This window comes from Bacillota bacterium (assembly GCA_013178305.1).
In the GTDB taxonomy this organism is placed as follows: Bacteria; Bacillota; Sulfobacillia; order JABLXB01; family JABLXB01; genus JABLXB01.
Map to the genome: position 1 here is coordinate 74,267 of JABLXB010000007.1, position 15,516 is coordinate 89,782.

The 15,516-nt window shown below is 59.7% G+C and carries 13 protein-coding genes and 1 riboswitch; of the genes, 9 read left to right on the forward strand and 4 right to left on the reverse strand.

Annotated features, from left to right (window positions below):
- Positions 1-165 precede the first annotated feature (165 nt).
- Positions 166-1,527, forward strand: a complete 1,362-nt coding sequence (locus HPY55_12995; GenBank protein NPV71534.1) for a hypothetical protein — start codon at positions 166-168, stop codon at positions 1,525-1,527.
- A gap of 120 nt (positions 1,528-1,647) precedes the next feature.
- On the opposite strand, the gene HPY55_13000 is transcribed toward HPY55_12995, so the two are convergent.
- The 3 genes from HPY55_13000 to HPY55_13010 form a co-directional block, all read right to left on the reverse strand.
- The gene (locus HPY55_13000) at positions 1,648-2,772 is read right to left on the reverse strand and encodes an ornithine cyclodeaminase (protein ID NPV71535.1); all 1,125 of its coding nucleotides are present in this window, start codon (positions 2,770-2,772) and stop codon (positions 1,648-1,650) included.
- 45 nt (positions 2,773-2,817) lie between these two features.
- Complete coding sequence (locus HPY55_13005; GenBank protein ID NPV71536.1) at positions 2,818-4,188, reverse strand: sodium:glutamate symporter; 1,371 nt, start codon at positions 4,186-4,188, stop codon at positions 2,818-2,820.
- Between the two features lie 183 nt (positions 4,189-4,371).
- On the reverse strand, positions 4,372-6,126 hold the full coding sequence (locus HPY55_13010; protein NPV71537.1) for a sigma 54-interacting transcriptional regulator: 1,755 nt from the start codon (positions 6,124-6,126) through the stop codon (positions 4,372-4,374).
- A 234-nt stretch (positions 6,127-6,360) separates the two neighbouring features.
- On the opposite strand from HPY55_13010, the gene HPY55_13015 reads away from it, so the two are divergent.
- Positions 6,361-6,546, forward strand: a complete 186-nt coding sequence (locus HPY55_13015; protein ID NPV71538.1) for a hypothetical protein — start codon at positions 6,361-6,363, stop codon at positions 6,544-6,546.
- A 68-nt stretch (positions 6,547-6,614) separates the two neighbouring features.
- Here the strand turns inward: HPY55_13015 and HPY55_13020 are convergent, their stop codons facing one another.
- Entirely contained in the window at positions 6,615-8,192 is a 1,578-nt protein-coding gene (locus HPY55_13020) for an AIR synthase (protein ID NPV71539.1), read from the reverse strand.
- Between the two features lie 90 nt (positions 8,193-8,282).
- Positions 8,283-8,387, reverse strand: a riboswitch (TPP riboswitch).
- A gap of 373 nt (positions 8,388-8,760) precedes the next feature.
- Here HPY55_13020 and HPY55_13025 point away from each other — a divergent pair.
- The 7 genes from HPY55_13025 to ytxC all read left to right on the forward strand — a co-directional run bounded on the left by HPY55_13025 (position 8,761) and on the right by ytxC (position 15,459).
- On the forward strand, positions 8,761-9,732 hold the full coding sequence (locus HPY55_13025) for a SpoIID/LytB domain-containing protein (GenBank protein NPV71540.1): 972 nt from the start codon (positions 8,761-8,763) through the stop codon (positions 9,730-9,732).
- 646 nt (positions 9,733-10,378) lie between these two features.
- The gene (locus HPY55_13030; GenBank protein ID NPV71541.1) at positions 10,379-11,581 is read left to right on the forward strand and encodes a butyryl-CoA dehydrogenase; all 1,203 of its coding nucleotides are present in this window, start codon (positions 10,379-10,381) and stop codon (positions 11,579-11,581) included.
- 47 nt (positions 11,582-11,628) lie between these two features.
- A complete protein-coding gene (locus HPY55_13035) occupies positions 11,629-11,847 on the forward strand; it encodes a 4Fe-4S binding protein (GenBank protein NPV71542.1) in 219 nt (72 codons plus the stop codon).
- Positions 11,831-12,970 (forward strand): 2-oxoacid:acceptor oxidoreductase subunit alpha, encoded by a 1,140-nt coding sequence (locus HPY55_13040; GenBank protein NPV71543.1) that lies wholly within the window; start codon positions 11,831-11,833, stop codon positions 12,968-12,970. The genes HPY55_13035 and HPY55_13040 overlap by 17 nt, the downstream gene beginning before the upstream one ends.
- Positions 12,967-13,842 (forward strand): 2-oxoacid:ferredoxin oxidoreductase subunit beta, encoded by an 876-nt coding sequence (locus HPY55_13045; protein NPV71544.1) that lies wholly within the window; start codon positions 12,967-12,969, stop codon positions 13,840-13,842. The genes HPY55_13040 and HPY55_13045 overlap by 4 nt, the downstream gene beginning before the upstream one ends.
- 50 nt (positions 13,843-13,892) lie before the next feature.
- Positions 13,893-14,447 carry a 2-oxoacid:ferredoxin oxidoreductase subunit gamma gene (locus HPY55_13050; protein ID NPV71545.1) on the forward strand — a complete coding sequence of 185 codons (555 nt, stop codon included), beginning with the start codon at positions 13,893-13,895 and terminating at the stop codon, positions 14,445-14,447.
- A gap of 97 nt (positions 14,448-14,544) precedes the next feature.
- Positions 14,545-15,459 carry a putative sporulation protein YtxC gene (ytxC, locus tag HPY55_13055; protein ID NPV71546.1) on the forward strand — a complete coding sequence of 305 codons (915 nt, stop codon included), beginning with the start codon at positions 14,545-14,547 and terminating at the stop codon, positions 15,457-15,459.
- Positions 15,460-15,516: the final 57 nt, after the last annotated feature.

Genomic DNA, 15,516 nt, shown 5'->3' on the forward strand with positions numbered 1-15,516 from the left:
ACCATCGCCTACCCATTTTTACACCAGTATACGGACTTTACTTCGATAAAAACGAATGAAGCCGCCCTTTTGCCTATGAAGGAAGAAGAAGGATCTCAGGGGAATTACGGCCAGAGACTGTGTGTGGGAGGGGTCTGAGTGTATCGCAAGGCTGCCCTAGTCGGCCTGGCAGTTGCCATACTATTCGGTTGCGTACCAGCAGCTCATGCATCTCCACGGCACTATAAAGGTTTTCCGACGGTTGAGCTGTATGTCAATGGGCGGTATATACAGAGCGAAGTTCCTCCGCTGATTATCGACGGTCGTACGATGGTCCCACTGCGAGTGGTCTCTGAAGCGCTTGGCGAGAAGGTCTGGTGGAATCCGAATCTCCGTTCGGTTGTGATTGGGAAAGCTCCGGTGATTGCCGGTTATGATGTAGCCGATGAGGTAATCAAGGTAGTTCAAGAAATTGCACTTGAGCAGTGGCAGAAGGTATGCGGATTTCTTGGTTTCAAGGTGGACATGCCCTTCATCTGGGCTTTTGGCAACAGGGGAACTTGGCTACAACAGATGATCGATCTGGGAACTCCTGGTGGGGAACAGGCCGAAAAAGCGGCGCGAAGCCTTGTCGGCTTGGCCGGAAAACAGACATCTATTCTGGTTGAGGAAAGGGATCCTTATCAAATCTCCCATACTGTAGCACACGAGCTCGCCCACGTTCTATTTCGCGAAACTGGGCTAGCGAAGTCCATGCCTGCATGGTTAAACGAGGGACTTGCAGAGTACGCAGCCAATGCGGTCACAGGTCTGAAGGTTGGTTCACCGCGGGGAAACAGTTACTGGCATCAAGTTCGGAAACAGGTGCTCTCTAGAGTCGCAGATGGTACGGTGCAGCCCTTGGTTGAGGATTACAGGACAGTCTACGAACAGATAGATGCGTATCCCAATCACGCGCAATCGTATCTTGCAGTAGACCTGCTGGTAAAATGGTATGGACCATCTGGCGTTACCAAGTATCTGGCTTTCCTAAAGGAAAACGGCAATCATGAGGAGTCTTTCCGTACTGCTTTTGGGGTGGGCAGCGCCGATTTCAGGGAGTCTTTTATGTTGCATCTGGCAGAGCAAGCGAAGCGAAAGACAGGTAGCCTGGTTGTCGAGTTCAGTGTTCCCCAGAGCGTTTCTGGTATCATGAGTGTGTTCCCTGCTGCTGCAACCGAGAGCAGGGGCTGGCGGTTGGACGGCAGATCGACGGTGAAGGTGATCGTGAAAGAGGACGGATCGTTTCAGATCGATGCGCCGCCCGAAGCCACGGCACGTTACAGCCTTTCTAAGGAACCGGCTCTGCTTGGGATCTACGTCGATTACAAGACAGGCGTCACCCTGATGAACAAAGTCGCCAAACAACAGGCGTTCTTCCTGTCATCAGACCAGTTCGGCTGGTACTGGCGGGGAACAACCGTTTTCTGGGATGATAGCTCAAAGGAAGTCTTTGACGACAATCTACCAGGTGCGGTCTTGGCGTCAAAGATTGAGGAAGTGCCTTAAACGAGGCTTTTGCGTAGAAAAGCTAGGACCGTGAATAACCACGCCTTGGCGTTTTCGGCCTGTCTCAGAATCTGGCCCGCTAATCACTTGCAACCTTGAATGCAGCCGCCGAGATGAGGCTTAGAACCAGTAAGGCTCCTCCCACAACGTCAATTCCTGGCCGATGCCCTGTCTCAGGGCTTCCTGATAGACAGCGTAGCCCCAGGCGACATCCTCTACAGGCATTCCTCCCATCATACACACCGTGCTCTCTTTGTCATTAACCCGACCCGGTTTCTCTCCGATGGCCACCTGGCCGAGACTCACGATGTCCCTCTCATATATCTTCCCGTCCTCAATCAACTTGAACAGGTAGGAAGTGCCGAGGACTATTTTGGTCTTCGAGCTGCCCTTCTCATATTCCTCGAGCTCGTCACGCCAGGCCGCGTGCATCTTCCAGTTATCCACCACGACTTTTGAGGTAAGCAACAGTTCTTCGTCGAGTTTGATACCGGCGGGGAGAGACAGCATCGATCCCTCTTTCAACCATTCGGTCTTTACGTACGGCATTGCCTCGCCGGCAGTAGCGACGTTGACGACATCGCAGTCCACGACAGCCTGCTCCATACTGTCCACGGGATGTACGTCCACCTTCAGTTGCTCACTCATCTGCTTCGAGAATTCCTCGGCCTTACTCCTGACTATGTCATACACCCTGACCTCCCTGGCGTTCTCGAGCACGTCAACCAGCGCCATCAGGCAGGCCTTACTTATCACTCCGCCGCCGATGATGCCGATCACCTCGGAGTTCTTCCGCGCCAGGTACCTGGCGGCCACACCCGGAATGGCTCCGGTCCTCATGGCACTGATGAGGTTCGCCGACATGATGGCCAGCGGCTCTGACGTTGCTGGGTCGTTCAGGACCACCAGGAGGATGGATCTCGGCAACCCCCAGGTGGGATTCTCCACGTTTGAACCGTACCACTTCTCGCCGCAGACATTGAACCTCCCGCCCAGATATGCGACCATCGCCATGAAGCGCCTGTCCGGCCCGGCTACGGGCATATTGGGGAACCGCCGCTCCTTTGGGAAATAGATCATCATCCCGTGATGGTTCTCGCCGGGGCCGCCCATGAGATAGTCGCCTTTCCCCACGAGCTCGAATGTTTCCACCATCGTTTCCACGCATTTGTGCATGTCCAGCACGCCAGCCTTGATCATGTCCGGTTCGGACAGGTACAGGAACTTAACCCTCTTCCCCTTCACCATTCTTACCTCCCATTTCTAGATACACCCGCATCCAGTTTCGCCTCAATCCCGGGGCGGATCGTGCCTTGCCAGGGGCAACTTGGCGTACCACCAGCCCATTATCCGCGGCAGGAGCAAGAAGAATGCCAGGTAGGCAAACGCCGGACCCACCATCGTCCAGAATCTTCCGGTGGAGAGTAGTATCGGAGCAGTGGATATGACCAGCAGGTCAACGGGGACGAAAAACGGAGACAGGATCGCTGTGTCATCGAGGGTCCTGGACCTCATGTCGGGGTCGACGATCCTCAGGAGTATGAACCCAATGGCGTAAACCCCTGTGGCGTAGCCGTACACGAAGATCCCCCGTTCGAACCAGTCTTTCCTTACCAGGCGGGGTGCGAAGTACAGGAATACTCCCACTACGAGCAATATGCCCAGTGCGATCAGTAATCCGAACGGTGCTGCATATTTGACCACAACGGGGAGTCTTATGGCTGCGATTCCGAAGAACACCAGGAAGTCGGTCGCCGAGCTTCCTATCCTGGAAATGACCTTGTCATCTACGTACTTGTTGGCTCCGATCAGGCTAAGCATGTAGTACATCAGGACTGCTACCAGGAAACCCACCGAGAAGGACGGCACGTTCAGGCCCCACTGTTTTGCGATGAATCCCGCCAGCAGATACCCTATGCCCGAGGGGACCAGCACCAGCGCGAAATGCCAGACTAGGGGGTCGATCGACAGAGGAGAAACGGTCTCTTTTCCAATATCGCCCCTTATCCCTGCGGGTATCAATCCGGTGCGCAATTCGTCAGGCAGGTTCCCGTAATCCTTGATGTATCTGGTTATGCCGTTTCTGGCTGCCCACCTTATGAGTATTACGCCGCCGAAAACGCCTGTCAGGATACCGATAGTAGCCGACGTCATGGCCAGGTCGGTCGCATCCGCCCAGCCGTATTTGGCGAACGTATTCCCGATAGCCGCGGCGGTCCCGTGCCCTCCAATAAATCCCGCCCCCAGCGTCATTCCGAAACCAGGATGAAGTCCACTAAACACGGGACTCAGGATATAGTAGGCAAAAACCATTGGCAGGGTGTACTGGCTCATGTATGCGATTTCTCTGAAGCACATGTAGCTTCCGATTCGCTCGATGTCCTGCCTCCATCGCCTCACGGAGAAGTCGAACCCGCGAAGTCCCACAGAAACAAATACGAGTATTATCAGTAGTCCTGAGTAGGCGCCCATTTCGCGTGAGAACTGCACCAGGTTGAATCCGTTTGGACCCAGGATTAGCCCCAGGAAACCGGCGATGAGGCTGGACGGCACGAAGAACTCCTGGAAGAACCTGACCCTTGTGCGCAGGAATTTGCCCACCAGTAGAAAGGCGGATGCGTAGGCGAAATCCACCAGCAGGGTCGCGGAACTGTAACTCATCGCTTGCTCTCCTCCTTCCGAAGAGTGATGACTCCAATTCACAGATGCAAGAATGGTTCCATAAGAGAAATGCCCCCGGGACTGCGAAAATCCGCGGGGGTCGGAACCGTGCGTTCTCAATGTGAGACCCTATGAACCGAAAGGGCTGCTAGGCACTATTCTCGAAATGACACCTGACGGGCGTCATCTTAAGATGGTTTTCTGAGAGGGTTTGAGCCCGTATCTCTTGAGCCACCTGTAGATGGTAGCCAGGCTCACGCCCAGGGCATCAGCCGTTTGAATCTTGCCTTTCTTATCCCAGCCGAACTGCTCGAGATAACGCGTGAGGATATCCGATTTAATGTCTACCAGCTTGCTCGTCGGGGTTGTTGGAGACCTCACAGATCTCAAAGATGCAGGCAGATTGTCCAGTGTCAGGCAGGTAGTGTCCTCCATGTTCACGGCGAACTCAATTACATTTGACAGTTCCCTGACGTTTCCAGGCCAATCGTACGATTTGAGCGTTGTGAGGACGGGTTCATCGATTCCGTCAATCTGTTTGCCGAACCTGTCAGCGTATTGATGAACGAAGTAATCGGCAAGCAATGGTATGTCCCCCCTTCTCTGGCGTAAGGGGGGTATGTGGAGGGGAATCACCTTGATCCGGAAGTAAAGGTCATCGCGAAACCTGCCCTCTTTGACCCTCGCTTCAAGGTCGTCGTTTGTTGCGGCGATGATCCTCACGTCGGTGGAAGTGGCAAGAGTGCCTCCCAGGCGCTCCACTTTGCGGTCTTCGATCACCCGCAGCAGATTTACCTGGAGATGCAGCGGCATTGTTCCGATTTCGTCCAGGAATAGCGTGCCTCCGTCGGCCAGCTCGAATTTCCCCGGCTTCCCGTCTTTTCTTGCGCCGGTGAAAGCCCCGGGTTCATAGCCGAATAGCTCGCTCTCGAGCAACGACTCGGGAATCGCGCCGCAATTGATGGGGATGAACGGGCCATTCCTCCTGCGACTCTGGGAATGTATGGCTCGCGCAAGGAGCTCCTTTCCCGTCCCGCTTTCACCGCTAATCAATACTGTCGAGTCCGACTGTGCGACCTTCCTGGCGATAGATAGTAGCTTCAGCATATCGTCGTCGACTGTAAGGATACTGTCGAACGAGACGCTGTTGTCGGATAGCGCAATAGCGCTGGCCGATTTTCGGACGGCAGCGTAGTCCCTGCATATCAACAGCCACAGCTTCTGGCCCAGAATCGGAATGGGCTCGAGGTCGATCTGGATGCGCCGGGTGCCTATGGCTGTTTGCCTGGACATTCGACTGAGGCGCCTGGTTTCACGATCGAGGATCCCTTTTATTGCTTGTTCCATCTCGATGGTGGTCTTGACGCACAGGAGCGGCAAAGCGGCGTTGTTATGATGCAGCACCTGGCCCTGATCGTCGAAGGCTACGATCCCTTCACTGGACGCGTTCAGGATAGCTGTCAGCTCGGCCGTGGTCTCCTGCAGGGAGGCCAGCAGGCGCTGCTCCCTGGCTTTACTTGCTAGCAGATCGGCCATTTTCTGGATGAATCCCGTGAGTTCGGGCAGGCTTTCCTTCAGGCGGATTCTCTTCTTCTCTTCGAAAGCAGCTATTCCTATTGCACCTATCGATTCTCCCTCGAGCACGATGGGGGCGGCAATACCGATCTTGTAATAGCATCTACCCTTCAAATCGCACGGTTCGCATATCAAATGCAGCCCGGGCTCATCCATCACGAGGAGCCGCTTGTGGTTCAGGATGAAGGAATAGCCGTGCCCATGGCGGAGCGGTCGTCCTTGCGTACTCTTTACGGAGCCGGTCGCAGCTATCCTGATCAGGCTCGAATCGATCACTTCGACATCGCAACCAACGGCAAGGCTGATGGCTTCAGCCACCTGATTTACGTCGTCGGCGATCGTGCTAAGAAGAGAACCTCGCATCGCTGAGAACCACCCCGTCTTCTGCGCGCTGTTCTCCGGGTGAATGGACTGGTCCTATAGAGCCTGCTTGCAAGTGGTCATGTTCTATTGAATTGCGCCCGGTTCCTTTCTTGCGGGGACGATTCACTTGTCGTGGGGAGCTACCGTACGGGGGAGTCCCGCAGCGCGACGTAGAACCAGGAGGGAAGACTCAGCATTGGAGGAGGAATTGGCGGTGGCAGGCGTGTCAGCCGCGTGTCATACTGCCCCCTGGCGGCCACGTGGAAAGCGCTCGGAGCGGAAGACCTCGGCAGGTTGTACTGTGAAGTCGACCCCGCGCTGGTGAGGGGTTTCAATCCCGAGATGGGGTTCCGCCACGACCGCAACGTGCTGAAGGGCGATGACGATTGTGTGCTGGTCTACGAAGAACCCTCTAAGTAGGGAAGCGGCGGAGGCAAAGCGGGGACGCGCTGCCGGCGCAGACGTCCCCGCTGCTTGTTTCAATCGGCCTAGCCCAGCCGTTCCGCAATCGCCTTGACCTTCCGGAGCAGGTCATCCAGCCCAGTCGCAAACACCAGGATCAGCCTCTCCAGGTTTATCCGATCGGGCACGTCCACGACGTCGGGAAGCGTCGACCGCGCGGCCAGCACGGCCCTCAGGTCGCGGGAGTAGTCGTCGTCACTCTGGCGGTAATCGGGGGGAGCCGGCATCGCGGCTACCACCAGGCCCGCCTTTGCGCATGCCCCCAGTACCCGTGGGTTGTTCCGGAGGTTCATCACGCAGCGTGTGTCGGGGAAGAACTCACGCGCGATGAGTAGCGTCCCCGCCATGTAGATCGAAGCGCCCATCTCGGGCTGGCCGGTCGGCACCACACGGTCTTTGACCCTGACGAGGCGGCCCGGGATCGCCGCAACGTCCCTGGTCTCACGCGCCTCCAGTGATGCGTAGGCGATGTTGGCCCCAATTTCGGGGATGAGCGGAAGGATGCCCGCCCTCTCCAGCGCTTTCACCGCCTCAGCAAGTTCCTCACAGAGCGTCCTCTCGGCCGGGGTGCGCGTGTCCGACTTGAGTGCCAGCGCGTTAAAGAAGACCTCCCAGAACCGGTCGACTGGAGGGGGGGTAAGCGGTTCGCGACGCCCGTCGTCGCCTATCCACCATCGCCCGGAGCCGGCGGGCACGACTCGCCCGCACACGGCCGCCTCGATTCCGTGACTCCGGAACGCCTCTAGCAGGTTTTCCGCCCGGGCGGGGTCGCACGTGAGCACGAGAGTACCTTCACTGATGACCTCGTACGGGTCGAGCCCAAAATGGTCACACACTGCGGCTACGTCCGCGGGCACCGGCACCTTCGCGCGATCGATCTCAAGACCGGCCCCCGACGCCTCGGCTACTTCCCAGAGGCCGCGGGCCACTCCGCCTTCGGTGGCGTCGTGCATCGCGTGAACGCCGCCCGCCCTGGTAGCGACCTCGGCGTCCGCAACTACCGACATCTCCTTGAAGCGTAGACGGGCGCGGTCCACTAGGTCCGGCCCGACACCGGCTGCCAACAGCCTTTCGCCCAGTTCAGAGGCGAGTATTCCCGCGGCCTCTATCGCCGCGCCCTTCGTGAGCACCACCACGTCACCCTCGCGGGCGCCGCCGGGAGTGATTACCTCACGGCCGGTCCCCCACACCGTTATCCCGCCGATTGTCGGAACGACCACCGCCCCGTAGAATCCGGTGTGGCCACCGACGACGGCAATCCCGAGTTCACGCGCGCAATCGCTGATGCTCCTCACCAGCCGCTCCGTATAGTCGTCCAGGGTTCCGGGAGGGAGGAGGAGTGTATACGTCATGAACCCGGGTTTCACGCCCAGCACCGCCACGTCGCTTGCGCCGATGTGAACGGTGATCCAACCGTAGTCCTCAGGGGAAGTCGTCGGACCCGGGAATATGGGGTCCTCGGCCACCACCAGGTATTCCTCTCCGAATTTGAGTACCGCGGCGTCAACACCCATCTTAGGGCCCACGACTACGTGTGGGGAATGCGCCCCTGTGTGGGGCAGGATTGCGCGACGGAAGAAGTCGTCGTTTACCTTACCTATCACCATTCGACCCTCCTGGCTGTGGATTTCAGGGGCTCCGGAAAACGGAAAGCCACCCCGGGTCGGGAGTGGCTTGGGTACAGGCCAGATCTTGACACCATACTTGATCGTCCCTGCGCAGGCATTACCCTGATCAGGTTCCTCGGGTCAGGCGCAAGCCGCCTTTCTCAGCCCTCCAGAGCTCCCCGTCAGTCAAATAATACCACAATCCAGGATTCCAATAAATGGTCAAACGATTTGCTGCATAAAGGCGCGCGCCCGCGAGAACAATGATAAACGGCAGCACCGAGACGGGCCGCGAGCTCCTCACGGAGCCCTTCCTGAAACGCCTTCGGGCTCAATACATGGAAGCGCATGCCCGCCCCGGCGCTGCCTCGCTTTTGACCCGGGCGCTAGACCGCGCAGCCCGAAAGGCGGATCACATCACGTCGGCCTGGCGATTGAGCGCGCTGTCCGGGCACGCGTGGTCGGTGTCCTCATCCTCGTTGGGATCCCAGTACACCTTAGGTCGGGGTATCGTCGACGGCTCTGGGCATAATAGGCACACACGCCAATCGGAGGGTGATCTCAGATGAGACGACTGTTGGGGAAGAAACCGGTCACGCGCGCCGCCTTGCGCCTCGCGACGATTGCGGTAATCGTAACCGCCGTTCTCGCATCGGCGACGGGGTGCAGCCTGCGCTTGTTCCGGAGACCGGCGCCCGCGGGCCAGGAACCCACCCTCACGTTGTTCTCGCACAAAGACAACACCACGAAGCAGATCAAACTCGAGGAGTACATCCAGGGAGTGGTGGCCGCGGAGATACAGCCCGACTGGCCCATGGAGGCGCTGAAAGCGCAGGCTATCGTGGCGAGGACCTTTACTCTCCAGAAAAGGGACGAGGGCACGGTCAGGCCGATTCACGGCACCGACGCCTGTGACAGCAAGGACCACTTCCAGGCATACGATCCGTCGAGGATCAACGAGAACGTCAAGCGCGCCGTGCAGGAGACCCGGGGGATGGTCATACTGTTCGGAGGGAAGCCGATACGCGCGTGGTTCCACTCCAACTCGGGTGGCAAGACCGCCACTGCGCAGGAAGGCTTGAACTTCACGCAGGAATCCGCACCGTACGCTGTACCGGTGGATGACCCCATGTCACTCCAGAACGCGCCCGCGGACCAGAAGTCATGGACCGCCACGTTCAGCGCCGGCGACCTGAGCGGGGCTGCCGCGAAACTTGGCAAGAGCGTGAGCGGGGTCAAGTCCGCCTCCATCGGGAAGAAGGGGCCCTCAGGCCGCGCGCTGACCATCGTAATCAACGGACAGGAGTTTCCCGCAGCCGAACTGCGGACCAGCCTTGGGCCTGAGAGGATGAAATCGACGCTCCTGGATTCCGTGAGTGTGTCTGGTGGCAAGGTCGTCATGAAGGGGCGCGGCTGGGGTCACGGTGTAGGCATGTCCCAGTGGGGCGCCGAGGCGATGGCCAAAGCGGGGAAGAAGGCGGAGGACATCATCAAGTTCTACTTCAAGGGTGTCGATCTGACGAAGATGTGGCAATAGCAGCAGCGCGCGAGCGCCGGCGGGGAAAACAACCGCCCCCAGGAGAGGGGAACTGCCTGGGGGCTCCCGCGATGCCCGAGGAAGGGGAGGCGACCTCGGGCTCTTTTTATCCTGTCAACGTGTACCTTGTGTCGCGACGCCCGCTCAGCGCGCCGGCGGCGCCCGCACCACAAACAAACAGGACCCAGGAGGCTACTCCCGGGTCCCTCGATTGGGCCCCCGAAATGTTCCTCCTTCCACGCTTACGAGGTTAGCTGACGGATTCGGGTTGAAGAAGTAACCCTACCCTGCTCTCGCAGGGATTCACCCCGGTGTACTGGGTCCCCCGTTCCCTCTGAAGGGATTCAGCGTTCAACGACACCCGTACTGTTGTTATCATTATAATCCTGCCACCGTGCACGGTCAACGAGGAAACGCCTGCCAGGCGCTTGTCGTCGCGAAGCGCGGCGCGGGTGCGCGGCGCGGGTTTCACCTGTTGACGACGATTCAGGTGGCCACCTTGTTCCCGGGCGTGGGAAGGAGGCGGGGTCCGAACGGCGAAGTAACACGGGTGGCCGATCATGGTCGCCTATGCGGCTCCATGAGCCCCCAGCCGGGTAACGCCGCTTGAGGCCATTCGACGGGGAGAAAGGAAGGGACGCGTATGGTGGATTTCGAGCTGACGGAAGAGCAGCGCATGGTCGAGAAGATGGTACGCGACTTCGCGAATCAGGAATGCGCGCCGAAGATACAGGACCTCGACCGCGAGCACAAGTTCGACAAGACAGTCCTCAGCCAGATGGCCGAACTGGGGATCCTCGGGATCTCGGTTCCTGAGAAGTACGGCGGGGGCGGGATGGATTACATCAGCCTCGGACTGGCCTGCGAGGAACTCGAGTACGTCGATACCTCGCTCAGGGTCATCATGTCCGTCCATGCGGGCCTCAACTGCTGCACCCTCATGGCGTGGGCCAACGAGGAACAGAAGCAAAAATACCTCGTGCCGCAGGCCAAGGGTGAGAAGATAGCTACCTACGCCCTTACCGAACCCAACGCGGGAAGCGATGCCGTGGGGATCCAGACCGTCGCCGACAAGAAGGATGACATGTACGTCCTCAACGGCGAGAAGATGTGGATCTCGCTGGCCGACGTCGCCGACAACTTCCTCACGTTCGCCTGGACCGACAGGGAGAAGCAGCGCAAGCGTGACCACACCGGTATCTCCGCCTTCATAGTAGAGAGGGGTATGAAGGGCCTCACGACCGCCACGATACACGGCAAGCTCGGTATCAGGGCCGGCAACACGGGGTCCATATCGTTCCAGGATGTCGAGGTCCCCAGGGAAAACTTGCTCGGCCGCGAGGGAGAGGGCTTCAAGATAGCCATGTTTGCTATCGACCAGGGCCGCTACACGGTGGCGGCCGGCGCGACCGGCCTTGTCCGTGCGTCCCTGGACGCGAGCGTGAAGTACGCGCACGAAAGGCAGACCTTCGGAGTTGAGATCGGGCGGCACCAGCTCATCAAGGAAATGATCGCCCAGATGGCGCGGGATTACGACGCCGCGAGGCTTCTCTGGATGAGGGCGGGCTGGCTCAAGAACAAGGGCCTTCGCAACAGCCGTGAGACTGCGCTCGCCAAGTGGTTCGCCTGCGACGCCTCGGAGAGGGCGGCGTCGGACGCAGTGCAGATCCACGGCGCGTACGGCTACTCCGACGAGTACCCCGTCGAGAGGTTCTACCGCAACTGCAAGGGCGCCGTCATTTACGAGGGCGCGCGCGAGATACAGAAGCTCCTGCACGGCGACTACGCGCTGGGCTACAGGAAGGACAAGCCGCTGAGGTGCAGCCTTCCAGCCTGGCCGTTTGAGTGAAATAGCCGGCGCCCCAGGGCCGGCGGATAGTGAGGGGATGGGTCGAGTTGGGCGGGAAAGCAGCGTTGATCAAAGTCGACCGGAGGCTCTGTAAGCGCTGCGGCATCTGCATCGAGTTCTGCCCGCAAGACGTACTGGCCCCGGGGGCCGACGGCATTCCTGCCGTTCAGTCCCCGGGCGCCTGCACAATATGCAGGCTCTGCGAACTCAGGTGCCCCGATTTTGCCATCGAGGTGGAGGAGGGGGAAGATGACGCAGGTTCGTGACACACGATACATGCAGGGGAACGAGGCGATCGCCGAAGGGGCATTCGCGGCGGGGGCACGTTTCTTCGCCGGATACCCGATAACCCCGTCCTCCGAAATCGCCGAGATATGCTCGCGCCGTCTCCTCGAACTGGGCGGCGTGTACATGCAGATGGAGGACGAGATCGCCAGCATGGGGGCAATCATCGGGGCGTCGTTCGCCGGGGTCAAGGCGTTCACCGCGACCAGCGGCCCCGGGTTCTCCCTGATGCAGGAGAACATCGGCCTGGCGATAATGACCGAGATGCCCTGCGTGATAGTGAACATCCAGCGGTCGGGGCCCAGCACCGGGCTCGCCACCAAACCAGCGCAAGCCGACGTCATGCAGGCGCGCTGGGGTACTCACGGGGACCACGCGATCATCGCGCTATGCCCCACTTCGGTCCAGGACTGCTACGACCTCACCATCACGGCGTTCGACTACGCCGAGCGGTTCAGGTCGCCGGTAGTACTGCTGGCGGACGAGATCGTGGGGCACATGCGAGAGAGGGTCGTCCTGGGCGCGCCGACTGCGCAGGCCGCGACACGGAGGAAGCCCTACGACGGCGAGCCAGGCAAGTACATGCCGTACCTCGCGGGCGACGACGGCGTTCCCTCGTTTGCGCCGCCCGGCCTGGCCGACCTCGGCCGCGCCAACAGTTCGATGCACGACGAGACGGGGTTTGCGAACAACACGCCCGACAACGCGACCCGGGTGATACGGCGCCTGTACGACAAGGTCTACAGGGCGGCCGGCGAAATATGCCTCACCAGGGAATACATGACCGGCGATTGCGACGTTGCGGTGGTATCGTTCGGCGCTACGGCCCGGGCCGCGCGCGCCGCCGCCATGGCGGCGCGTGAGGAGGGGATCAAGGCCGGATGTCTCACCATCGTCACGATGTGGCCGTTCCCCGACGTGGCTGTCACCCGCGTGTGCGGGCGTGCGAAGGCCATTGTGGTGCCCGAAATGAACCTGGGGCAGGTTGCCGGCGAGGTCAGGCGCGTTTCGTGCGGACCGCGAATTGTTGGAGTGAACAAGGTGAACGGCGAGGGCATTAGGCCCGTGGAGATACTCGAGGCGATCAGGGGGACCCTGTCATGACTGAGTCGAAGGCGCCGCGCGGCGCAAACAGGGCGTACAAGCGGTTCTTACTTCAACGGGCTCTGCCGCATTTCTGGTGCCCGGGCTGCGGGAACGGCGTGGTGCTGGGCGCGATAGTGAGGGCGCTGGCGTCGCTGGGCCTGTCGCCCTCCCAGGTAGTGGTCGTCACCGGCATTGGCTGCTGGGGCAAGGCCGACGACTACCTGAACGTCAACGCGCTTCACGGCACGCACGGGCGCGCGCTGCCGCTTGCCACGGGCGTCAAGGTTAACAGGCCGGATTTGACCGTCCTGGCGCTGATGGGCGACGGAGACTGCGCGACGATAGGCGGCAATCACCTGCTGCACTCGGCGCGGAGGAACATCGGCGTCAAGGCCATTGTGGTGAATAACCTGAACTACGGCATGACCGGCGGCCAGTACTCGTCAACGACGCCGGGCGACAAGATAACCAGCACCTCGCCGTTCGGAGACCCCGAGAGGGGACTCGACATCGCGGGGGTCGCGGCCGTGGCAGGCGCGAACTACGTCGCGCGGTCGACGGTGTACCATGCGGCGCAGACCGAGACGTACATCAAGGAAGCGATCACCGCGCCGGGCTTCGGCCTCGTCGAGGTGTTGTCCACCTGTCCCACGTACTTTGGTCGCCTAAACTCCATGCGCACGGCGGTGGAGTCGATGAACTGGCTCAAGTCGGCAGCCGTCACCGCGAAGGCGGCTGGGGGAATGAGTCCGGACGACCTGCGGGAGCGCATCGTCATCGGCCGCTTCTGTTCGAGGACCGACCCCGACTTCAACCAGAGATACGAGGAAATACGGCAGAGGGCGCGCGACCGCGGCTTCAGGACTCGCGAGGTCGTTAGCGGCAGGTAGAGTCGGGAAAGGACAGTAGGGAAACGCGCGGCTTCAGGGGGGCACGGCATATGACTGATACATGGCAGGTCGTACTCGGAGGAGTCGGCGGCCAGGGGTTGATATTCGCCGGGTTGCTGCTCGGCGAAGCGGCGGTGTATGACGGGAAGAACGCATCCCAGACCCAGTCATACGGGATCGAAACGCGGGGCGGCTTCTCGAAGTCGGAGCTCGTCATCTCCGAGGGCGAGATCGTTTATCCCGGCATGACAGAGCCCAACCTGGCGATCATCCTCGCGAAACTCGCTTTCGACAGGCTGGCGCCGGCACTGCCCGAAGGATGCCTGGTCGTGTACGATTCGGCGATACGGCCGGCCGGCGGTTGCGAGACCGCGGCGGGCAATCGCCTCGATTTCCGCGCATTTCCGTTGAGCGCCGAGGCGAAGAGCTGCGGAGCCCCGCAGGCAACCAACATCGTGGCAATAGGCGCGACCGCCGGGTTGACGGGGCTGATTAGCGCCGGGTCGATCGAGAAGGCGCTGCGGGAACATTTTTCCGGAGATGATCTCGAGAACTCGCTAAAGGCATTCCGCGCGGGCTACGCGCTCGCTCAAAAAGGAGGCTAGACCGCCGGGTTCGACAACTGGAACGGCCTTCCATCTGGATACAAATCCCGGCCACCACATATAATATTGACACAATAGCAGGGGAGATGAACGCCAGATGCAGGTCGTCTCCATCGGCACCGCAAGACATGCCGACCAGATCCTGGAGAGACTGAACTACGAATTCCAGACCCTCCAGGAGGAAGGCATCGACATAGACGTTCAGCAGACCAACCGAGGAAACCTGACGTTCCTCGGTTGCAAACTTGTGAGGGGGAACAAGGACAGGTTTTCCTCCGATGACACGGCCACCATACTGCGGCACTTTATCGCGAACGCCCTATCCGACGTTATCGTCAATGACTGGGAGAGCGGCCTCATCAAGAAGATAATCCACGACAACTACCGGGACTTCTCCAGGGACGAGAGAGAGGGAGTGCTGGAATTCGTCAGGAAGAGTCTCGAAGGACAGGTTACCGGCGAAAGGGACCTGTTTCACAAGATGGACCGCAAGAGCCGCGTGCTCTCGCGGCTGGTCGAATACCTGAACAAACACAGCGAACTGGTGCTCGAGGGGTTCGTCACGTTCAGGCTCAGGGACTACGTCGAGGAGATCGAGGAATGCGTAAACAAGGCCGTAGACGATTACCTGATGGAGAAGGAATACAAGGAATTCATACGGCTGCTTCGCTATTTCGTCGAGGCCCAGGAACCGAAGTTCGATGAGATACACGCGGTGATACTGCAGGAGGGGTCGTTCAGGCTGAGCGATCGCGAGGGGAAGCCGGTAGCGCGCGAATACCTCGACGACCTCGTCATGGAGATAAGGCAAAGCGAGGGAGACTGCGAAGACCTGCTGATATCGTCACTCATCACACTCGCCCCCAGGTCGATAACACTCCACTTGCCCCCGGGGAAGGACGAGACCACGGGGATACAGACGATACGCAAGATATTCGGCGACAAGGTCAGGGTATGCCGTGACTGTGACAGGTGCAGGGCTTCCCACAACGCCAAGGACACGCGAACTTGACGCTTTTTCTTCCACAGGGATATACTTGATGAAAAGGCAAACGACGCGCGACACGCC

Excerpts from the sequence above, each read along its gene's own strand:
- ytxC (NPV71546.1), top strand. The coding sequence starts at position 14,545 with ATGCAGGTCGTCTCCATCGGCACCGCAAGACATGCCGACCAGATCCTG.
- HPY55_13050 (NPV71545.1), top strand. The coding sequence starts at position 13,893 with ATGACTGATACATGGCAGGTCGTACTCGGAGGAGTCGGCGGCCAGGGG.
- HPY55_13025 (NPV71540.1), top strand. The coding sequence starts at position 8,761 with ATGAGACGACTGTTGGGGAAGAAACCGGTCACGCGCGCCGCCTTGCGC.
- HPY55_13005 (NPV71536.1), bottom strand. The coding sequence starts at position 4,188 with ATGAGTTACAGTTCCGCGACCCTGCTGGTGGATTTCGCCTACGCATCC.
- HPY55_13045 (NPV71544.1), top strand. The coding sequence starts at position 12,967 with ATGACTGAGTCGAAGGCGCCGCGCGGCGCAAACAGGGCGTACAAGCGG.
- HPY55_13010 (NPV71537.1), bottom strand. The coding sequence starts at position 6,126 with ATGCGAGGTTCTCTTCTTAGCACGATCGCCGACGACGTAAATCAGGTG.
- HPY55_13040 (NPV71543.1), top strand. The coding sequence starts at position 11,831 with ATGACGCAGGTTCGTGACACACGATACATGCAGGGGAACGAGGCGATC.